Source organism: Paenibacillus paridis (assembly GCF_006345825.1).
Classification (GTDB): Bacteria; Bacillota; Bacilli; order Paenibacillales; family Paenibacillaceae; genus Pristimantibacillus; species Pristimantibacillus paridis.
Map to the genome: position 1 here is coordinate 300403 of NZ_VCIX01000082.1, position 22555 is coordinate 322957.

General features: G+C 47.5%; 12 protein-coding genes. 2 read left to right on the forward strand and 10 right to left on the reverse strand.

The window, feature by feature from the left end; translation table 11 throughout:
* Positions 1-8 precede the first annotated feature (8 nt).
* The 6 genes from FJQ58_RS11835 to FJQ58_RS11860 all read right to left on the reverse strand — a co-directional run bounded on the left by FJQ58_RS11835 (position 9) and on the right by FJQ58_RS11860 (position 13124).
* Positions 9-1721, reverse strand: coding sequence for a sensor histidine kinase (locus tag FJQ58_RS11835; protein ID WP_139993550.1), 1713 nt, complete (start codon positions 1719-1721; stop codon positions 9-11).
* A gap of 35 nt (positions 1722-1756) precedes the next feature.
* The gene (locus tag FJQ58_RS11840) at positions 1757-3274 is read right to left on the reverse strand and encodes an extracellular solute-binding protein (protein ID WP_139993552.1); all 1518 of its coding nucleotides are present in this window, start codon (positions 3272-3274) and stop codon (positions 1757-1759) included.
* A 133-nt stretch (positions 3275-3407) separates the two neighbouring features.
* A complete protein-coding gene (locus FJQ58_RS11845) occupies positions 3408-9812 on the reverse strand; it encodes an S-layer homology domain-containing protein (protein WP_139993554.1) in 6405 nt (2134 codons plus the stop codon).
* Positions 9813-10003: 191 nt separating this feature from the next.
* On the reverse strand, positions 10004-10834 hold the full coding sequence (locus FJQ58_RS11850; protein WP_139993607.1) for a carbohydrate ABC transporter permease: 831 nt from the start codon (positions 10832-10834) through the stop codon (positions 10004-10006).
* Between the two features lie 18 nt (positions 10835-10852).
* Complete coding sequence (locus tag FJQ58_RS11855; RefSeq protein ID WP_202915253.1) at positions 10853-11722, reverse strand: carbohydrate ABC transporter permease; 870 nt, start codon at positions 11720-11722, stop codon at positions 10853-10855.
* Positions 11723-11801: 79 nt separating this feature from the next.
* Entirely contained in the window at positions 11802-13124 is a 1323-nt protein-coding gene (locus tag FJQ58_RS11860) for an ABC transporter substrate-binding protein (protein WP_139993556.1), read from the reverse strand.
* Positions 13125-13361: 237 nt separating this feature from the next.
* Here FJQ58_RS11860 and FJQ58_RS11865 point away from each other — a divergent pair, with 237 nt between their 5' ends.
* Together FJQ58_RS11865 and FJQ58_RS11870 are read left to right on the forward strand one after the other, a co-directional pair.
* Positions 13362-14900, forward strand: coding sequence for a glycoside hydrolase family 31 protein (locus tag FJQ58_RS11865; RefSeq protein ID WP_139993558.1), 1539 nt, complete (start codon positions 13362-13364; stop codon positions 14898-14900).
* Positions 14901-14925: 25 nt separating this feature from the next.
* A complete protein-coding gene (locus FJQ58_RS11870; RefSeq protein ID WP_139993560.1) occupies positions 14926-16230 on the forward strand; it encodes a Gfo/Idh/MocA family protein in 1305 nt (434 codons plus the stop codon).
* An 88-nt stretch (positions 16231-16318) separates the two neighbouring features.
* On the opposite strand, the gene FJQ58_RS11875 is transcribed toward FJQ58_RS11870, so the two are convergent.
* The 4 genes from FJQ58_RS11875 to FJQ58_RS11890 all read right to left on the reverse strand — a co-directional run.
* Complete coding sequence (locus FJQ58_RS11875; RefSeq protein WP_162341457.1) at positions 16319-18847, reverse strand: DUF4832 domain-containing protein; 2529 nt, start codon at positions 18845-18847, stop codon at positions 16319-16321.
* Positions 18834-19250: a hypothetical protein gene (locus FJQ58_RS11880; RefSeq protein ID WP_139993564.1), complete on the reverse strand. Its 417-nt coding sequence runs from the start codon at positions 19248-19250 to the stop codon at positions 18834-18836. The genes FJQ58_RS11875 and FJQ58_RS11880 overlap by 14 nt, the downstream gene beginning before the upstream one ends.
* 226 nt (positions 19251-19476) lie before the next feature.
* Entirely contained in the window at positions 19477-20490 is a 1014-nt protein-coding gene (locus tag FJQ58_RS11885) for a LacI family DNA-binding transcriptional regulator (RefSeq protein WP_139993566.1), read from the reverse strand.
* Between the two features lie 201 nt (positions 20491-20691).
* Positions 20692-22555, reverse strand: a 1864-nt coding sequence (locus tag FJQ58_RS11890) for an S-layer homology domain-containing protein (protein WP_139993568.1), incomplete at its 5' end; no start/stop codon positions are given.

Here is a 22555-nt window from a genome sequence, read left to right on the forward strand (position 1 = left end):
TCCTTCTTTCAAGAAACGTCTTCCCTGCCGCTCCAGCATAATTCTACGCAAAGCCCGCCTAATTTCGATTGGCTGAGCAGCAAACCCGAATCGCCACCATACATCAAACGCAGCCGTTGATGCACATTTTTTAGGCCGGACTCTATTTCTTCATTGCTCGAATGAATCTTTCTTCTAATCGAATCGATTACCGCATAATCAATGCCCGTGCCCGTATCTTCAACCGCGACATGGTTCATGCTTCCATCTCTCCAGCAGCGGATTCGAATCAAACCATATTCTGAATGATTATTAAACGAATGAAGGATGACATTTTCAACAAGCGGCTGCACGATTAAACGCGGAATTTCCAGGTCTCCCATCTGCGGCTCGACCTCGATATGAAATTCAAAATCATCTCTCAGCATGCAATGGATTTCTAGATAGAAATGGACCAAATCCAACTCTTCCTTCAACCGCACCATTCTGTTCCCCGTCTTGGTTGTATAGCGGTAGTACTTGCTCAAGTTCATGGTCATCGAAATGGCCGCTTTGTCTTCCTTTAGCTCAATCATGCTTTTGATATAAGCCAGCGTATTGTACAGGAAATGCGGATTGATCTGCGATTGCAGCTGCTTCAGCGTCGCATCCTTCGACCGAAGCTGCTCTTTAAACACATCCTCAATCAGTTTCTCTATTTTAGCAGCCATGGAGTTGAATTTCTCATATAGAAAACGGTACTCCCCTTTGGGCTTGTCCACCATCCTTACGGAATAGATGCCTTTTTCGATCAAATTCATGTTCTGAATCAGCTTCCGGAATGGGATCTGAATATTGCGATACATCACAAAAGCAAGATAAGCCCCCATGAACAAAAGCATTCCGCTTATCACATAAAACATCGTCTGATTCCGGCTGATGGGCGCCATAATATGGCTGATAGGCACGTAATCAACCAGATACCAGCCTAAGGATTCCAGCTTTTGATAGTGGACCTGAAATCTGGTCTTATCTGACTTAAGCAGCATGTATCCGCTTTCCATTGAGCTGTCGATCTCTCTAAGCCTAGGAAGAAATTCGTCAATTTGATCCACGTTTACGGAATAATTATAAATAGGGTCTGCTCCCGGATGATACAAGAAGGGATCTCCTGAGCCGTTGCCTTTAAATTCAGATAACGCGCTGCGCAAAGCTGCCACGCCGAATTTAAGCAGCACTCTCATATGCGCATCGCCTGACTCCGCTGAGTTCTCCGGATAAGACAATATTTCCATAAAATAGTCCTCATTAGGATCGGAATAGTATTGCCAAAATGTATCCTGGGCGGGAAACTGTTTCGGAAGCGCATTTAGGCTGGAGTTGCTTTTGATGACGATTCCAGTACGAGGGTAGAGAACGGCAATGACGGCTTTCCAATCGCCATAACCGGCAAGCCGATTAATTTCTTCGGAGACCGTTCGATTGATTCTATACTTATCTAAGACATCGTCAAGCAAATCGGGATAGGCTAAATTTCGTACATCCGTGCTTTCGTACAGCATTTTCTTATAGGTATCCAGCCGGAAAAACAACTCATCCAATTGGTTGGCGAACGTTTCAATTTGATACTGCTTTACCTTAATAATCTCGTCCGTCAATACACGCGTACTTGTTCGGTTCGACACCGCGAATAAAAGTAAGATTGGAATAAGTAAAATGAACAACGTGGCTATTAGCTTGGTAAATATGCTGAATCTGCTCATGACCGATCGTCCTCTCCAAATTCGGGCTCAGCATCTTAATGTTGGAGTTGAAATTCCGCGAATTGCTTCTTCAATTCAGTAAATACAATGTCAAAGCCTGCCTTCTTGAGCGCTGCGATTGCATCCTCATAGTACTCTTCATAGCTGGCTAATCCAAAATTGATAGGCTCAATTTTCTCCTTATAGACCGCCATGACCTGCGCCATCTCATTTTTGACGGACGCCTCATTGAAATGAAAGCCGAATAGCTTGGAAATGCGAGAGTTCTCGTCATTCGCAAGCATGTCATCGATAATGTCATCCTCTACACGGGCAGGTGCGAGAAAATAGTCCTTGTTGCGCCACATCCATTCGTATATTAACTGGTCATTGGTTAACTGCTTGATTTTACCGTTTTCCAGCTCATAGTCCTTCCCCTCTACCCCATAAATAATAAAATTATAATTTTCTTTGTTTTGCAAAATCCAATTCATAAACATCATCGCACGTTCAGGATTTTCTGATGCCGCAGTTATCATGAAAGCTTCATTGCTTGGGGTAGTGATAAACTTCGGTTTCTCCTTAGCCAGATAATACTCGCGCAGCCTGGCATTGGGATCGGCATTCCGTGCCGTCTGCAGGTTCTCCATCGCTCTGGAAACCGCGCCTACTCGAAAAAGAAGCTTGCCTGCATTTTCCTGATCGATCTTCGCTGCCGGATTGCCCACTAAATTTTTGTCAATGATCCCCATCTTCACCCATGACTCGCGTAAATGAGCCACCTGCTTGTACAAATCAGATTCTACATAACTTAGAATCTCGCCTGAATCCTCGTCAATCATAAATAACATTCGCTCATCCAATGAAGAGTAGTTTCGATCCGTTAGCTCGCGCCACAGCATTTCATGGCCTCGGTCCGTTTCCAAGTAGCCGTAATAACTCGGATCTATGGCCTGCATTCTTTTGAAAAATAGTTCTAAATCTGCAATTGTCTTTATTTCCGACATGCTGGCCTTCTCTAGCAAATCCTGGCGAACCATGACGGAAGAAAATTTTCCTGCTGACGTAAACGCCTGTGAAGGTATTGCCCAAAGCTTATCGTCAATCCGATTTTGCTTGAAATTCTCATCGGGAATATGTTTAATCAGCTCCTGCCCGTATTGGTTCAGCAGCTCATCTAAAGGCTGAATATATCCCTTCGTATAATAAACAGAGACGAAGGGTGCCCCATACCAGAACAAATCGTAATTTTCTCCGGTGGATAAGGCCAGCTCCAATTTTTGCTGGTAATTAGACCACGGGATATACGTCAATTCAAGCTTCATATTTAAATCTTTTTTCAATCGGTCATTCAGTTCATTCTCAACGAAGTCACCCATGCGCACCGACAAATCGCCAGGCATAATGACCTTCAGCGTGACAAATGATGCTGGCGCGTCTTCTACTTGTTTATCCGCTGATTTGGCATTTTGGATTCCCGGCTTATTTGAAGCATCGGGTCCGAAGTTGCTGTATAGGATGTACAGGAGAGACGCGAAAAGCATGGCAACGATTCCAATAACAGCAGGTTTCATCGAAAAGCACACCCCCTATACTGTAGAGCCTCAAAGCTAGTCTACACTAATTTTTTCAAAGTGAATATGATGCCTTCACAGAATAGGAGCACATGAATTCTAAACTCATGTGCTCCTTAACCTCATTTATTATTTAGTTAATAAACTGTACGAACTGCAAGAACCGTTTCATCATGACAGCCGCTTCCGCTCGGCTTGCATGAGCGCCAGGATCCAGCGTCTGTTCTGACTTGCCTTGGATGATTTGAGCAGTGAGCAATTCAGCTATTGCCTGTTTGGCCCAAACACTGATGGAACCGTTATCCGTATATTTCTCAAGCGTTTTTTCATTCGCTTGGACGAATTTGTTCACATAGCCCAGAGCTCTCGATAGCATAACCGTCATCTGCTCGCGAGTGATTCGTTCATTGGGTTTAAATGAACCATCACTAAAGCCTTCAATGATTCCCGCTTCAACCGCTGCTGCAATCGGAGCTGCAAACCAATCCCCTTTGGACACGTCGTTAAAACCGGCGTCCGTACTTAGCGTACTCCATCCGAGAGAACGAACGAGTATAGCTGTGAACTCTGCGCGAGTAATCGGTTTGTCCGGCGAAAAGACGTTAAGCGAAACCCCATTAATCATTCGCTTAGAGGCTAGCAGCTCGATGTCTGATTGAGCCCAATGGCCAGAAAGATCAGAGAACGCCTTACTGCCCGATGCTACCGTATAAATGCTGTTTCCATTCCGTTTGATGACAACCTCTGTATTTCCGCCATTTGCTAAAAGAACGGATGGAACAAAATGAAAGGTTGCTGTATCCGGGTTGAATAGAAGTGCCGTCGTTTTTGTTGGATCTACGGCTCCCGGCACCATAACCGTTCTTTCCAGATAGGTGCTGCCGAAGCCGGTAATCTCCAACGACTTTCCGTTAGCTTGAGCAAAAATGTTGTAATCCAGTGCAGGGGCAAGCAATGTCAGCCCTTCTTTGGTTGCCTGCTCAGACATTAGGTCTGCTACACTGTCTGCAACTCTGCTAATGACAATGCTTATGGTCATTTCTTCAGGACCGACGCCCAGCTTTTTCGCTAATGTGGCTAATCCTAAACTTTGGACAGGAACCTTGTAGCTTCCAAAATCCGTCTCTACCATGAGTGACGCTTCCGGCAGCTCACTCGCAATACCTGCAATTGCAGATGATGGAATATTCACCTTCGTATTTCTACCTTCATTTTTCAGGTTGATGATAACCGATTTTGAATTTGCATTAGTCGAGCCTGTAAGAAGGGCATGGAAGGCATCCTGAAGCTTCTTCGCATCAATGGTCGCTACCATTTCAATTTCGCCATTCTCATTCGTTGTCGGAACAAGCATGACAGCGTCTTGTCCCAGCTTAATTCCTTTGTCCGTTATTTCCGGTATTGATGTTGTAGGCGGTGTTGATGTGCCGCCAGTGCCGCCAGATGGCGGGTTCGACTCGGAAGAGATCGTTACATAAAATAGCTTCTCCAGATTGCCATCCGAAGTTTTAGCCGTTATGACGGTTTGGCCAACGCCCACTGCCGTGACCAAGCCTGCGGTTGACACATAGGCAACCTTATGGTCCGCGGAAGACCAGACAACTCTTTTATTGCTAGCCTGCTCCGGAGTTACGGTAACGTCCATTTGCTTGCTTGCACCTGGAGCCAATTGTACCTGGCCAGGCGTATTCGTCGTTAATCCCGTAACTCTTACTGGGGCTTCAGCAGCGCTATTCGATACGTCTACGCTGCCCAGATTCAGCCAACCGTTTGCATTTTGCTCTGCATTTGCGAAGTTAAATGTCTTGGCATCTGCATTGATTTCTTCTAACGGATTGACATACCGCATCATCATTTGGTAGCTTCCATTGCTTAATTCCGAATTGTTAGTGAATTCAAACAACTTGTTGTGATCAAATCCATTCGTATTTGGAAGAATGCCTTCTAAATTCCAATTCGGATTCCATATTTTAACGATGTCATTACCAGATTTGGCAGCAAGCTCAACCTTCCAGTTGTAATAGAACGGCGCTACTCCTTTGTTCTCAAGCTCTACGCCTACTTTCAGGTTTCCATTTGTCGCGTCCAGATAAGCGGTAGGCACATAATATTCATAGCCCATTCTACGCGAGCCTTCCGTAGCTCTTGCCAGAGGCTCTGGATCCAGAGGAGTTTGGAAAATTCCTTGAGCAAGCAACCAAGATGCATGGGTTAAGCCAAGACTCGTGTAATAATCCTCTCCCTGCGCCCCCTCGATCGGCGTCGATGGTTCATTGTATCTAGGCGGATCGTTATTCCACATTTTCACTTGAATTTCCGGTCTCATCTCTCCGCCCATGCTATTCGTCTTCCAGAATTCCGTTACTCCTGCGTCATTGACTTTTCCCCAGAAATGCCAGCCTTGTCCGCCTAAGCTTGGCGGGAGTGTCTGGAAGGCAAAGGAATCATCATGATAGCCAACATCGAAGTTTTTGGTTTTAAGCGTGCTATTCTCCATTGGATTTCTTAATACGAGCTGCGTTTCGTCGAACGCGTTGTCTATAGCGGTAAGAACCCGCTTCATGTTGGCATCTGTTGGCATCAGGTTAGGCGACTTCAGATTCCCGTCATAGGGATACGTATGCCACTCGCCCCAGAAGCCGATTAAGCCGATCATAATGGACCCGATTCGAGGATCGCCATCATAACGCGTTCCTAGCGCGCCAATGAAATTGTCCAAAGCGTCCAATAATCGCTCATCGTTATAGTCAGGCGCCAAACTCGTGGCATCCTTGCCATTGTCGAATTCCTCATATTGATAAGTCTTCAGCCCTTCATCAATTAGAAATTGAGGGATTGCTGAAGGTTTGTTCGGATAGTCCAGATACACCCTGAATACGGACTGATTGCCTCGGGACGCCACCTCTGCAAGCCGTTTATCCAGTTCAGACCAGTTAAAGTCATCCAGATTGTTCATCAGCTTGCTCAGCGGCAAGTAGAAAAACTCCAAGCTGTATGGAAGCTGTGTAGGCCGGTCTCTCCAATCATCGCCCTCTTTGAAATATGCTTCCTCCGCTGCATCATAGAAAGGAAGGAATCCCTTGAGCGGATTATCTACCGGTGCAGGCTCATACGCCAAAGCATGCGTTCCTTCCGTTGTTGCCCAAGCCGGCGGGCTCGGGTGTTCGGCAGGAGGTGTCGTTGTGCCTCCTCCGGATCCGCTTGTTCTGCCCGCTAACGCATAGAGGCCAATCTGGTCGATACTAAGGATGTTATCCGCTTGATTTTTAGGGCCAAAGCCGAATTGAATTTGAAGCACTTTGCTCGCATCGAATACAGCATTGCAAGCATCGCAGCCTTGCCATTCAGACTGAGCAAACGCGCTCCAAGGAATTCGAACCATTCCTTTGTAGCCGGCAGGAATGGAAAGCGAGCCTCCACCGAGGGTAGTCGACTTCCAGCCGTCTGCTGCATAGTAGAAGTTCACGACTCCTCCTTCTTTTAACGAAAACTCTCCTTTTGGTGCATCGGTAACTAGCGATATATTGAGATCCATATTTTTGTTGCTTGGCGACGTGTTATTAGCCCAGAATGTGAATCCATCAAATGCGGACCAATCTGTGTCTGTTCCGGTAAACGCCGCACGTTTAATATTGACCCAATCGGATATCGATTTGCCCGAAGGCGGGGAAACTGCGAATTTCATCGCCTGACTGCCATTCGCATAATTGACTTTGTCAATCGCACGAAGCGCAGATGGTTCTCCGGACTCCCAGTCTACTCTCCAGATATTCTGCAAAGCGGCATCGCCCTCATACGATTCGAAATCTTCCAATACTTTATCCGCTCGATAGAGCATGATGTCATCAATCGTGATGACATTGTGAATATAACCGGCTGGCGGGTATCCGAACTGAAGCCCTGTTACTTCGCTGGCATCCAACACTGCAGCGCAGTCCGCTTGAACACCGTCACACTGCCATGCGGATTGAACGAATTGATCCCAAGCAATTCTTACCACGCCTTTGAAGCCAGCGGGAACATTTAGCGAGCTTCCGTTAAACGCCGCAGCCTGCCAGCTTCCGTCAGCAGCGATTGTCGATGCTGACCCGCCTTCCTTCAAGCCAAACTCCCCTTTGGCTGCTGGCGTTTGAAGCGCGACATTCATGCTGAAACTTTTATTATCCGTTGTTGCATTGTCTACCCAGAAGCTTAAACCGTCGAATTTGGACCAATCACGTTTGTCCGAAGGGATGGAATAGATGGTATTCGACCACTCCGAATCCGCGATCGCAACCGAAAGCGTAAGGCCCTTGCTTCCGCTCGATTGGCCAAGCGCTCTTGTCACTGAGCCCGGTTTGTCCGACCACGCTTCCGTCCAGGCTTGCCCAAGAGCAGCATCATCGGCATAGGACTCGAAATTATCAATGAGACCCGGCTTTCCCGAACCTGGATTAGTGCCTGGGTTAGTACCAGGATCAGTGCCAGGGTCAGTATCTGATTCATACTTGTCCGTAAAGTAAATTTCATCGATATAAATGGTGCCTGTCGTATCCCAAGCCGCTTGTGAAATCGCAAGGCTCCAGATGGTTTGCGACAAATTCACCCCTTGATCCGGCAAGTCGATAACTATGTCTTTATAGCTGGTTGTGATCGTATCTCCGCTGAATTGACCGATCGTTTTCATTACCCCGCCAACGCTGAGGCTGACCTGATTCTCTTCTCCACCGACGGCTCCCTTCATCCGAAGAACCAGCTTCCTCGTATCTGCAACGTTTCGGCCGATATTGGTTTCCAACCGCGACATATTCTGATATTGCAGGACTAATGCGCCATCTTGGACCACGCCAGCGCCATTCCCGTTGGCAAAACCGCTTGAACCGGTCCATTGGTTAAGGTCATTTTGAGTGTTGCCAGACCACGCTGGCGTTCCGTTATAATCATCCACGAGCAGGCGCTTTGGCGGCGATGGCGGTGAAGTTGGAGGCGCCACGCACGGTGAAGCGCAATCTCCTACCAGCACGGGACCCAAATTGAGCCAGCCTGCGTTGTCTTGATCCGTATTTGCGAATCCTACTTTTTTCGCCTTAGTGCTAATCGCCTCTAACGGATTAACAACCTTCATAACTAAATAATAGTAACCATCGTTTAAGCCTAGAGAAGGAATGGACGTATCAAAATAATAGGGCTCGCCGAATGGGACATACTTCGGATCGCCGGAAAGGTTCCACTCCGGATACGTTCTAATTTGCAAAGGCATAACCTTTGTCATATCCCAGCCCGTATCCCATTGCTTAATTAGCTTACCTGATACACTCTTAATTCCTAGCTCGACCTTCCATGGATAAGCGAAAGGAGCAACGCCATTATTCTGAATCGTTACTCCAACCTTAAGCGGGTCGCCTTGAGCAACATCATTATAATGGGCACTCTTCACATTTAAATCGTAGCCCATCTTTCTCACGCCCGCGGCAACAACGGCATCGTTGGCATTATAATTGCTGATGCCGCCTTGGTTGATCATCCACGTCGCATGGGTCAATTCAATATCATCCATCGCATGATCAACATTAGCGCCGCCGCTGAAGAAGCTGCTTTGAATTTCCGGGCGCACTTCTCCGCCAATGGATTGCGAGATCCATTTGTTCTCTGAGCCGGCTTCCAGCATTTTGGTCAAGAACGAGTAATAGGCTCCCCCCATACTCTCTGGCTGCGTAACGCTCTGAAGTGGGTCACCCTCCTTATAGCCGAAGGAGTCATCATGGTATCCAATATTATATTCCGATGCGCCAGGCAAGCCCGGATATCGGACCTCAAGCTTGGTTTGGTCGAAGGCCGCATCATACGCGCCGAATATCTCTCCGATGGTAGCTGCGCTTGGCATGTAGTTCGGCAAACCATCCGCAGCATCCTCATCGTAAGGGTACGTATGCCACTCCCCCCATAGTCCGACGAGCCCCATATGAATAAAGCCAATGCGCGGATCCCCATCATACTTAGCGCCGAAAGCCTCAATAAAGTTTGTTAAATAGGTTACCATTAACGGATCATCGTAGTCAGGCTCGTCCTGATTAAAAGTAGCGTTATGGCGCATGTCAACGCCGCTTTGGTGAATAAAATCCGGTATGGCGTCCTCCTTGCCCGGATATTCAAGATACACCCTCAGCGCTGCCTGATTCCCCCTTGCAGCAATGGCATTCAATGCTGGCTCTATGCCTGTGTCGAATGTAAAGGAATTCGGGCCATTCATCACTGCTTTCAATGGGACATAATACCACTCCAAGCTGTGCGGGAATGAAGTCTCTGTCTCCCACGGGTAGAACGGTGCGAACCCTTTCAGCGGGTTGTCTAGCGGGCTTGGGGCATACGTCAAGTCATGCTTGGTTAGATTAAGATCCGTCGCAGGACTCGGGTAAGGATTAGTTGGTACGCGCGTTGGTGCGGGGTCTGCGTTAGCAATGCTTGCAGCATTTCCAAAGAATGTGCTTAACAATAAGCATGCAATAAGAAATACTTTGCCTGATGCCTTCCTCATATCTTGTATGGATAATGGATTCATCAAAATCCTCCTCAATTAACTGTCAATGAATGAAAACGCTATCAAAAATCCCTTTGCTTATTTGGTTTTGCCAATCGTAAAATGAGCTGCAGGCCATCCAGACTCACAGAAGTCCGGATACCTGCAGAAATGGATTTGAAACGGAGCATGCTAATCACAAGAAGCTCAAGGCGAAGCGGCTGTCGCCGCCCTTATCCTTTATGCGCGCTAAATGCGATACCTTCGATAAACTGCTTTTGAAAGATAAAGAACAGGATGATCATCGGAACAACCGCCATGAACGCGCCTGCCATTAACACAGGGTAATCCGTTCCGAACATGGAGACTAATGTTGCAATGCCTGAAGACAAGGTCATCTTCTCAGGTGAGCTGTTAATAATAAGCGGCCATTGCAGTTCATTCCACGACCACTGCAATTGAATAATGACAATGGCCACTAAAGCTGACTTAACTAGCGGAAGCATGATATGCCAATAAATTTGAAATGGATTACAGCCATCCAGCACGGCCGCTTCTTCCAATTCTTTCGATATGGTCATGAAAAATTGCCTCAAAAGAAACGTAGCGAAAGGACTGATTAATGAGGTAATCCAAAGCGCAGTAACGGTATTGACCAAACCTAGGTCGCTCATCATCATATATTGCGGCGTATAAAAGACCGGATTAGGCACCATCATGACCGAGATAATCAATACAAAAAGAATCGTACTTCCCGGGAACCTTAACCGAGCAAAGGCATAGGCCGCCATCGAGCTAAAGATAACTGGAAACACGGTCTTCATGATGGCCGTGAACACGGTATTCATGTAATAATGGGGAAAAGCGGATTGCTTGATGGCCTCAATATACCCTCTTAAGCTCGGGGCACTAGGGAAAAAATGAATCGGAATTTGAGTTGCTTCCGTAGTTGTCTTCAGCGAAGTCAGCACCATCCATACAAATGGAACGAGCATAACAACGGCGCTGATAATAAGAATGATATGAACGATCCAGTTGATATTCCTCGCCGATGAGATCTGCATTTCTGTCATCCTTCCTCCTCAGTCGTAGACGACCCACTTTTTCTGAAAAGCAAATTGAATCCCTGTCAGCAAAAGGTTGATCAACAGTAATACATTGATAATTGCGGCGCCATAATTGGGATTAAAATAAACGAAGCTGTTTTGGTAATAGGCATAAACAAGCGAGCGAACCGATGGAAGCGCAACATTCGTCTTCCCTATAATCAGGAAGATAGAATCAAAGATCTGCGTTGCTCCAATCAACAGGATAATGCTTGTGAAAAAAAGTGTTGGCGTTAACATGGGAATGGTAATATAGCGAAATTTGTTGAATCTTTTGGCACCATCAATGTCCGCCGCTTCATAAAGCGATTTAGGTATCCCTTGCAAGCCTGCGAGAATCAGCAGCATATTAAGGCCGATGGCTCCCCACACGCCAACGATAACCAACACGATCATGGCATAATTGGAATTAGACAACCAAGCTACGCGAGTGCCTAGGATATGGTTGATAAGCCCGAAATCCTGAGCGAACAAGACAACCCAAACCATCGCTGCCGCTGCAGGCATCGTGACTTGAGGCAAGAAAAATATAACGCGGTAAATGGACAACCCTTTGATCTTTGTATTCAGCAGCACGGCAAAAATAGTAGAGAGAATGAGGGTAACAGGCACAAACAAAGCAACATAATACAAGGTGTTGCGCAGGTTCTGCCAAAACTCTGCGTCACGGAATAATTTTTCGTAGTTAGCAAATCCAACCCAATGATTAACGAGTCCGAAATTCTCCGACTGTTGGAATCCTAGCAAAATCGACTGGAGAACCGGCCAACCCCAGAAAACCAATGTGCCTATGAGAGTCGGTGCGATCATGAAGTAGGCCCAAACATATCTGCTTCTGGAATTCAATCTGACCACTCCCTATCTATCGGGGACGTTCCCGATCGTCAAGAACGTCCCCCGATTCACTTTAATTTAGAAAACGCACTTATTTCGTTTCAGCTATTGCTTGATTCATCATCTCAGCGATCTTCTTCGCAGCATCCTCTACCGAGATCGCTCCGCCCCACGCTTGCGACATAATCTCCGGCTCTTTCGCAAACCATACTGGGTACGATTTGGAACCGCTCGGATACGGAATGGCGTCAGCTACTTGCTCTGTAAATATTTTGAGATTCAAATGCGGTCTCGAAGACAGCCACGCATCTTGCGTGCCGTTGAATGCCGGTATTGCCGCACCCATTTCCGCCGTAATTTCTGCTGCCTTCTGGGAGCCAAGGAATTTGAGGAATAGCCAAGCTTCTTCCTTATTCTTTCCTTTTGCCGACATGACATTTCCTAAACCATTAATGATATTGCCTCTTTTTACCTTGCCTGAAGGCAATTTCGCCCAATCCCATTTGTCCTTAATAATTTCGCTGCTATCGATATCGCTAATCCGCCAAGATCCGTCAAAGATCATCGCTAATCTTCCGGACTTGAACATTTCGGTTGCTTCTGTATCCGTCATTTGTTGATGAGTCGGAGAAGCACCGTCAAGAATCATTTGATAGCGAGCTTTCAAAGCTTCAATGGAAGCTGGATCATCATACCCCGATTTACTCAAATCAGATGAAAGAATACTTCCGCCATTCGCCAGCATATCGTTCCAATATCCGGTTTGCGTGTCCAGTTTCGCTCCAAAGCCATAGATGCCTTTATCCGGCTGGCTCAGCTGCTTAGCAACCTCGGCAAGCTTCGCGTAATCCCAAGTGTCGTCTGGATACGGGATATTCGCTTGATCGAATAGCTCTTTGTTGTAAGCCAAACCGATCGTGTCGAAATCCTTTGGCACGCCATAATTTTCGCCGTTCAACGTATAGATGGAAGCAAGATCTGCTGCATAGTTATTTAAATCAATTTCGCCGGCTTGTACCTTGCTGGTGATTGGCTCAAGGAAATTGCCCGTTGCATATTTAACAAATTGACCGCCATGCATCCAAAAAACATCAGGCAATGTTCCGGCCGGGGCAGCAGCAGACATTTTTGTCCAATAATCTCCCCATGGGATGACTTCAACTTTGATTTTGATATTCGGGTTTTCTGCTGTAAATTCTTTCGCAATGGCTTCCATCGCCGGCTGCTGAATTTTATCCCAAATGGAATAGGTAAGCGTTACGTTTTTTTGGGGCTTATCCGTCTCTCCCTCAGCATTGTTTTTGGAACCATTATTCACGGTGCTGTTCGAGTTGCCGCTGCATGCAGCTGTAACCAAAGCCAAAACAATGAAAACAACCGCAAACATAAATGAAAACTTGTTTCTTTTTGCCATTTTGCATCCCCCTAAATTTTGCGTAAGCAATGTTTGCGCAAATATTTACGCAAATTCATTTGCCTCTTCACTTATTCATTTTAAATGAAACGTATATTCATTTTAAATGCCTCATTTTTAAGATTGAATGCCCAATTATTAAGATAAAAACCATTTGCATTCGAATAAGGATTCCTACATAATACTAGTAAATAATTGCGCAAATTATTTCATAACACAAATTAGGAGTGTCTGATTATGAAGATCACGGAATTACAAAGAAACCCCGGGGAGTTCTGGTGGGGAGGAGTTATTAACGAAGGGCATTTAATGCCGTTTGGCGACCGGCCTCATTCGCGTGATTTGCGTATGACGGATGATAATCAAGCTTCCCCCTTATTGCTATCTAATCAGGGAAGGTATATTTGGAGCGAAGAGCCATTTGCTTTTTCTTTTCATGAGAATACCTTAACGATCGATCACAAACAGAAGCTATGGATTGAAGAAGGACATGGAACCCTTCAAGGCGCTTACCGGCATGCATCTAATAAATATTTCCCGCCTTCCGGCATTACGCCTGACAAACTAGCCTTTGAAGCACCGCAATACTGCACATGGGTAGAAATGTTTTATGAACCGACACAGGAAAAGCTCCTCCATTATGCGAGATCTATTATTCAGCAAGGCATGCCTCCAGGCGTGTTAATCATTGACGACAATTGGATGCAAGACTATGGAACCTGGGACTTTGACAAGCATAGATTTCCCGACCCTGCCGGCATGATCGCTGCTTTGCATGAATTAGGGTTTAAAATCATGCTTTGGGTATGCCCGTACGTGAGTCCCGACAGCATCACCTTCCGGAAGCTGCGTGATCTTGGATTCTTGATGAAGCATGCTAACGGCACGCCTGTCCTAAGGAGATGGTGGAACGGGTACAGCGCGGTCATCGACTATACAAACCTAGACGGAGCCGCTTGGTTCAGACAGCAATTAGACAGGCTGATTGAGGATTACGGTGTTGACGGATTCAAGCTGGATGCCGGAGAACCCCTCTTGCCTGACCTAATGGATGATGTGACAGGAGATATCGCATGGTCACGCCCCGTCCTCGCGATGGAAGATTGCGAGTCCTATGCCAGGCTCGGAATCGGATATGCCCTTAGCGAACTGCGCATGTGCTGGAAGCTTGGGGGACAAGCGCTTATCCAGCGGCAGCGGGATAAGACGCACACATGGGAAGCAGCGACCGGACTACAGGGACTCATCCCCAACGCTATTGCGCAGGGCCTGATGGGATACGCTTTTAATTGTCCTGACATGGTTGGCGGAGGGATGGATGGCGATATTAATTCGCCTCATTTCCGTTTTGATTCCGAGCTCTTTATCCGCTACGTTCAATGCTCGGCTTTATTTCCCGCGATGCAGTTTTCCATGGCGCCTTGGCGCGTGTTAAACGGCGATGAATTGTCATGGTGTATGGAGGCTGTTCGGATACGAACGGAATTAGGCCCTCTCATCTCCAAGCTTGCCGACCAAGCTGCGAAAGATGGACTTCCCATCCTCCGCAGTCTGGAATTCGTTTTCCCGCTTCAAGGCTTTCATGCAGTTCAGGATCAATTCATGGTTGGCGAATCCGTACTAGTAGCCCCAGTCCTGCACAAGGGACAAAAGACTCGAAGCGTCCAGTTTCCGGAAGGCCGGTGGCTGGGTGATGACGGAAGCATAGTCGATGGCCCTATCCAGATTGAAATTAACGCGCCTCTTTCTCGATTGCCCTGGTTTAGAAAAATTTGAATCCTCTCGTTAAGGAGATCATCTTATGAAAACGATTAAATTAGCTGTAATAGGAGCAGGCGCTAGAGGTTTCTTATCCTATATGCCCTATGTTCAGAGATTTCCCCGCGAGGCAGAGGTAGTCGCCGTTGCCGAACCGAACGATGAGAGAAGAACGAGGATTGCCGACGCCTTAAACCTAACCTCAGAGCAGCTCTACTCCACATGGGAAGAGCTGCTGAGCCAACCGAAGCTTTGTGATGCCCTCCTCATCTGCACACAGGATCAGATGCATTACGAACCAACGATTGCCGCTCTCAGAAAGGGATATCACGTCCTTCTTGAGAAGCCCATGTCCAACAGTCCCATGGAGTGTGTGGAAATGGAGAAAGTCGCACGCGAAGAAGGCCGCTTGCTCTCCATCTGCCACGTCTCACGCTATACGCCTTTTTGGCAAAAAATGAAGCAACTCATTACGGACGGCCTTATCGGAAATGTGATGTCCATTCAACACAATGAAAACGTCGGCTACCTCCATCATGCCCACAGCTTTGTCAGAGGCAACTGGCGGAACGACACTTTGTCCAGTCCAATGATTTTAGCCAAGTCTTGTCACGACATGGATCTGATTCGTTGGATTGTTGATGCCGATTGTACGAGGATCAGTTCCTTTGGGTCATTAGGCCATTTTCGAATTGAAAATGCCCCTGCCGGCTCGGCCGACCGCTGTACGGATGGCTGCGAGGTGGAACATGCCTGTCCTTATTCCGCATTGCGATTTTATATGCAGGATATTAAGTCAAATCCTTTTGCGGCACTCATCGCCGATCCCCCTACCGAAGCCAATCGGATGAAAGCCATTATGGAAGGTCCCTATGGCAAATGTGTTTATCGGACAGATAATAATGTGGTCGATCATCAGACGGTAAATATGGAATTCGAAAACGGAGCTACCGTTATATTCAGCATGTGCGGTTTTACTCGTGATATGAATCGTATCGTCCAAGTCATGGGGACCAAAGGGGAAATTCGGGGCGATTTGCTAAGCGGCCGCATCGATCTATTCGAGTTTTCGTCTGGCACTCAATCCGTCATTCAAACCCCAATCGGCGAAAGCGGCCATCAAGGCGGCGACGACGGGATTATGCGGCAGTTCCTGTCCGACCTTCGGAATGGACGATTTATAGATACGCTGACTTCTGCAGAGGCCTCTCTGGAAAGCCATCTTATGGCCTTTGCCGCCGAGGAATCCAGACTGAGGAACGGCGACGTTGTCGACATGAAGCTCTTTCGCCAATCTTTTTCCTCAACGACACTTCACAGCACGCCTCAGCTTGCTCATGAATCCTAGTAGGGATTTACAAAGACCGGCCCGCAGTTCTGCGGGCCGGTCTTTGTTTTGTGTTACTAAGTTAATCGTAAAGCGAGCCAATTCCCGCTTATACGAAACGAATCTCATCTATCCAAACCGTACTGCTGCTTCCATGCCAAAAGGACATCGACAGTTGTCCCGGGCTGCTGCGGTCTACGCCATTCTCAACCAAATCAATTTCAATATCTTTGTAGCTGGTTGTAATCGTATTTCCGCTGAAAGCCGCAAACGTCTTGGTCACCCCGCCGATCGTGAGCTGGAAATGATTTTGCTCGCCGCCGCTTGCGCCCTTGATGCGAACGACCATTTTCGAATAACTTCCGATGTTCTGATTAATATCCGTGCCTAACCAGCCGTCGTTGTTGTACTGAAGCTTCAATGCTCCTGATTCAATGACGCCTGCGTTGTTTACAAACCCGTTTGCGCTAGACCATTTGCCCAAATCATTGCTGCCCGGCCAGCTCGGAGTGTTATCAAAGTTATCTACTAACAACCCGTTCGTCCCGCTCCCTCCGGCATCTGTCGTTGCAGTAATGCTCGCGCTTGCTGCCGATTGATTGCCTGCTGCGTCTTTTGCTCGCACCGTATACACATAGGCCGTGCTCGCAATTAATCCGCTATCCGTAAAGCTAGCCGTTGCAGAAGTGCCCGCTTGATTCCCGTTTCTGAAAATCGCATACTCTGTAACGCCGACATTATCTGTCGAAGCGCTCCATGCCAAGCTTACGCTGTTCGCAGTTTTACTCAGCACGCTCAAATTTGTTGGCGCTGTCGGCGCTTGTGTATCGCCAGTGCTGCCTCCTCCAGAAATCTGAATGCGGTCGAAATCAGGCGCCCAGCCTGTCGGATTAGAGAAATGGATGGTGTTATTGCCTGCATTCAGCTGCACCTGAGCCTGAACGGTGCCAACCGTAGTCCAGCCCCCCGTGCTAGGCAGATTAAGCGTGGAAGCTGATCCACCGTTAACGCGCAGCTGTGCGGAACGAGCCTCGCCGCTGAGGTAAGAAACCGTCATCGTATACGTTCCTGCAGCTGACGCGCTAATACCGTTAAATTGTAAAGTACCGTCGTTATTCCCGACATACCCTACTTTCGAGCTGCCTGAGCATGTGGCACACGTGGAAACGATTGCTGCCCCAGTCCGTGTATTGCTAGCGGACTCCGCTTCATAGGCCGTCCCGGTTCCGCCTCCTCCGGAAGCGTTGGTGGTCGCGCTTACAGAGGCGCTGTTGCCGGATACGTTCCCCGCCGCATCCTTTGCCCTGACTGTGTAGCTATAATTCGCGGCCGGACTTAATCCGGTGTCTGTAAAGGCATTGGTACTCGAAGAGCCTACCGATACGCCTCCGCGGTAAATCTCGTAGCCGGTTACGCCAACGTTGTCGGTTGAAGCCGACCACGTCAGACTGACGCTGCTCGAAGTCGTCCCGCTTACTGTCAGATTCCCAGGTGTACTTGGCGCCTGAGTATCTGCGCTTCCTCCTCCGCTATAACCGCCATCATAAGCCGTTTGGGTTAGGTTATACGAAAGCGTATTGTCCGACTTCAATAAATCGAAAGGCCCGATGTTTTGATTGGCAGGGTCCATACCAATTCCTACTTTGCCAAGCGGTGTTCTGCCGCCTGTATAGTAGTTTGTATTGGCAAATCTAGCGCTTGGCTTATACCCATAAGGGTCAAGAATGGAAAGTGCCAAGGTGTAGGTTCCCGCCGGAACATTGGAGGGAATCGTAAATGCACCGGAAACCTGCTGAACGGCAGGCGCTTGACTATATTGGCGAGTTGTGCTGTTCCAATTGTCTCCAGGCATCCAATTCCGTATGTCTACATTGTTGAAAATCCCCTTCCAAGCCACCGTGCGATCGCTTCTTAGCAAGCTGGCTTCCACAGGCCAGTTGTAATAGAACGGAGCGGATCCTTTGTTCACGACTTGAAAAGCAACATTCATCGACCCGCCGGGCTCCACGCTGCCGGAAAAAGTCGCCTGATTAATGACGAAGCGGTAACCAAGCTCCTTCTGCATCAAAGCAGCCCCTTGCGATACGGCGGAATTGCCGGCGTCATACAGATCAATCCAGCCCAGGCTTGTTGTATGTGTTTTTTTGATCCAGTCGATAACATAGTTCCGATGGTTCGGATCGCTTAACGTGTCGTTAGGCGAATCACCCGGCTGTATCTCCTTCTGCCCCCAATCGTAGGCAACCTCACCGCCATTGACTTGTGTTCTCCAGACATTTCTTGCAACAATGCCTTCCCCTCCTGCCAGATCATCGATTAAGGCGAAGGAATCCCATAGAAAGCCGAAGTTGTAATTTTGAAACGTATCGGGATAGCGCACTTGAACTTTCTTGTTCTGAAAAGCTTGTGTAGCGGCGTCGCCTAATGCCGTCTGGAAGCTTAGCGGGATTCTATCTGTATTGTCCGCCATCTTATCCGGCCAAAGGTGATGCTCTCCCCAATTCCCCCACAACCCTAGCTCGATATAGGCAACTCTGGGGTCGTTGTCCCAAGCTTGGCCAAGCTTCTGAACGAAAGCGGTTAGACGGTTTTTTAATGTTTCGGACGTCCATTGTGTCGTCACATCACCATGAGGCACGCGGCCAAAACTCCCCACCATTCGGGTATACGATAAAAACGCGAGGGATCACCTTTTTATTCTGGCTTTCGATTCCTGCCCATGCCGTATTACTCCAATCCTTAATCTTCTGAACGGAGTCCGATGCTGCATTCTCCAAATCGGTGTATTTGATATAGTGCTTAAACACAGTTCCGTACTCATGATTGGAGAAGCTGGTGTCGTTCATGAAACGAGTGGGCCTGAATCCCTTAAAGGGATTTTTGTAGGCCTCTTGCGTCTCGGTCAAATTAACGCTGATCGGACCGACAGCTGCTGATGCCACATTAAGAAAAGGTCCCACAAACGAACCCCCAGTCAGCAGTGCAAAAGATAATAATACAGTAAACGCTTTCAATAAAGGTTTTGAAAAACTGCTCTTCATCAATTATCCCTCCCTTATTTTAAAAAGTTTACGCAATTAAATTGCGCAAACTTTTTGCGTTTTCAGTATATTCCAACTTCGCTCGCGCCGTCAATCAAAATAATTCTGACACTTGCTTCCCTTGAATGAATGATCGTTTTTTTGCTATTTTAAACGCGAAAAAACCGCCCTCAGATGGTCATGAACTCTGAAGGACGGTTTTTGGGAATTGATTTAAGGAGAGTTTTTACACCTTATTGACCACACTTGCGCAGGATTCTCGCTCAATGAGCTCAGTCTTCAAACTGATATTTACTTCTGAAATATTTTTGTTCGTGATCAATTCTGTCAGTACTTTTACGATAATAGAGCTAATATCGTACCGAAACCTTCGGACGGTCGTGAGAGGCGGAACCATGAACTCCGATAGCTTTAAATCATCAAACCCAGCCAAGGAAACGTCCTTAGGAATACGGATATTCATCTCCGCCAATCCCTTCATCGCACCGAAAGCGATGATGTCGTTAAACGTAAAAATCGCGGTTATAGACGGCTCACCACTCATCAGTTGCTTCACTGCTTCATAGCCATGGGCAGGGTCGAAAGCACCCATTAAGACATTGCTGTCGAACCATGGCAGCTTCAAATCGCGGAATGCGTCTTTGCAGCCGTCCAACCGATTTAAATTCACTAGATGATTCTTAGGGCCTGCAATAATGCCGATTTTCTGATGCCCTAGCTCATGCAAATATCGAATCACCTCATAAGCGCCTTTACGGTTATCGTAGTCAATATAGTTGTGACCGATCTTATAGGTTCTTCCATTCGTAAGCAAATACGGAATTCCAAGTTTCTCAAACTCTTCGAACATCTTGTCATTGACGAATGGGTCAAATATGATGGCTGCGTCTACTTTTTCTTCATTTAGAAGCTTATAGGCCGGAGAGGACTGCAAATCCAAGCCATGTTTCACAATATGAATCTGATGGCCGTATGCTTCAAACTCTTCCTTTAAATGATTCAAGTCGGCAGAGGTAGACGGGTCATTGTCAAAGAAGTCATTATTGCCTGGTACGATTATGACTATATTATAGGCTATCCCTACCAGCTTGGAGGGAACGACACCGGGCTTTAAATGCTCGTTGGCAATATCCAGTACTTTCCTGCGAGTCTCCTCGCTGAAATTGCCTTGATTGTTTATGATTCTGGACACTGTACTAATTGAAACGTTTGCCTTTTTTGCAATTTCTTTTAGTTTCATTTGCGTCCCCCCAATCTTTACGAAATTTTTTGCACAACAAGGAAATTATAGCGTTTATTAACGTATTCAGTCAATCATGCGCAGTTGCTCACAAAGGACCGGCCTAACCGCATAACCATCCTTGATGCTGAGCAGCAATAAAAGGAAAACTCCTGCCGTGTAAAACCCGACAGGAGTATCTGGAATTGCATTAGCCCTCAATTAATATTGGTTGTATATCCGGTAGAGGAATACCGCTGCTTCCGCTCGTGTCGTTGGCGCTTGAGGGTTAAGCTTATTTCCGGAGCCGGAGATTAGACCTTCCTCCACCAAAGCCGCTAGACTAGCCTTCGCATACTCTGCGATGTCCCCTTTGTCATTGAACGAAGCCAAGATGGCGAGATCCCCCGATGCTTTCAACTGCTTAGCCTTCTCCAAAGCACGAGCGGTCAACACCATCATATCCTGCCGCGAGATGTTTTCAAGCGGATGGAATTCATCATTGCCAATACCCGTAGCCAACCCTAGCCGCTTCGCAACGCCAAGCGTTTCGTAATAGTAGGCGTCTGGCTTCACATCTGCGAAATTGCCTTCAAATTCCGCTGTCAATCCCAAGGTTTTGACGAGCAAGACCAAATAATCGGCGCGAGTAATACGGGCGGATGGAGAATACGCCCCCGCTACTGTACCGTTAATAATACCCTTCGAGGCCAGCACCTCAATCGACTGTCTTGCCCATTCCACGCTGCTCAAATCGCTGAAGGCCTTTTTCACATAAGCTACAGCATAATCGCTAAAATGGGTCGTCGCAAAGGTCACTGTTCCGCTTTTTGCATTGTAACGGCCGCTTGGGACCGCAATAATATTGCCGCTGCCGTCCACGTACCAGATTACAATGTGCTCCGGATCTTCTAGTTCTTCGGCCGTTGGCACGTAAGGGATGGATAGCTTGACAGCTGCAGCCGGATTGTTCCACGGCGTCTGCACGCCGTCCAAAGTCAGTGTAAGCTCCACGAACGGTCGATTGCCGATTGCGGCTTTTGCTTCAGCAGACAATCCGGTTTTGTCGCCTAGCCCAATCGTAATGCCTGCTATCTTCCCTTCTGTTTCAACCATTCCTTTGAGCATATCAGCCGGAATGGTAATACTGCCCTTTGGGGTGATGAAGATGAGCGTGCCTGTTCCTTGAGAGCCGGACAGCGTATCAGCAGGTACTTCTAGCGTATAGTGGTCAACATTAGGAATAATCGGTACAGTAATTTCAGTTGGCTCCCCACTAACAAAGAGCTTTTCCGCCAATGCTCCAACAGCTATCACCGCCCGGCCTGTCTTTGCATCAATCTTAACCGGGAGCGTAGAATTAGTGCCGGAAATGGTCACATGGTAGCTAGGATTCGCAGGTCCACCGGTCCCGCCAGCTTCGGGTCTGGAAACCGTCAGCGTGACGGTGTATGTGTCAGTAGCTACGACCTTGCCGTCATGAACAGCGAAAACTAACGTGACTATACCTTCGCTAGTTGGCGTATACGAGTAAGTCTCGTTCGCAGCTATGGCTGGATTACCATCTACCGCTACTTTGTAGCTCAACAGATCTCCATCCGCATCTTCGAAAATAGTAGAGAGGTCAAGCGTATACGGCGTGTTCACCGTCACTGTTGCATTCGTCGTTGCGCCTACATTGGGCTTGCGAACAGGCATCGAATTAACGGTCAGTACCACTGTGTACGTGTCCGTGGAATCGATGTTGCCATCATTTGCCGTGAAAACCAACGTCACTTGCCCTGCTGTGGTTGGCGTAAAGGTGTACGCTGCTGCGGCAGTCGTCGCTGCTTCGCCATCCACGGAAACTTTGTAGCTCAGCGTATTGCTGTCCGCATCTTCAAATATGGTAGAGAGATCTAATGTGTACGGCGTGTTCACCGTCACTGTTGCATTCGTCGTTGCGCCTACATTAGGCTTGCGAACAGGTATAGAGTTTACCGTAAGCTCCACCGTGTACGTGTCCGTGGAATCGATGTTGCCATCATTTGCCGTGAAAACCAACGTCACTTGCCCTGCTGTGGTTGGCGTAAAGGTGTACGCTGCT

Coding starts and splice junctions, on each gene's coding strand:
- FJQ58_RS11835 (WP_139993550.1), bottom strand. CDS start 1,721: ATGAGCAGATTCAGCATATTTACCAAGCTAATAGCCACGTTGTTCATT.
- FJQ58_RS11840 (WP_139993552.1), bottom strand. CDS start 3,274: ATGAAACCTGCTGTTATTGGAATCGTTGCCATGCTTTTCGCGTCTCTC.
- FJQ58_RS11845 (WP_139993554.1), bottom strand. CDS start 9,812: ATGAATCCATTATCCATACAAGATATGAGGAAGGCATCAGGCAAAGTA.
- FJQ58_RS11850 (WP_139993607.1), bottom strand. CDS start 10,834: ATGCAGATCTCATCGGCGAGGAATATCAACTGGATCGTTCATATCATT.
- FJQ58_RS11860 (WP_139993556.1), bottom strand. CDS start 13,124: ATGGCAAAAAGAAACAAGTTTTCATTTATGTTTGCGGTTGTTTTCATT.
- FJQ58_RS11865 (WP_139993558.1), top strand. CDS start 13,362: ATGAAGATCACGGAATTACAAAGAAACCCCGGGGAGTTCTGGTGGGGA.
- FJQ58_RS11870 (WP_139993560.1), top strand. CDS start 14,926: ATGAAAACGATTAAATTAGCTGTAATAGGAGCAGGCGCTAGAGGTTTC.
- FJQ58_RS11880 (WP_139993564.1), bottom strand. CDS start 19,250: ATGAAGAGCAGTTTTTCAAAACCTTTATTGAAAGCGTTTACTGTATTA.
- FJQ58_RS11885 (WP_139993566.1), bottom strand. CDS start 20,490: ATGAAACTAAAAGAAATTGCAAAAAAGGCAAACGTTTCAATTAGTACA.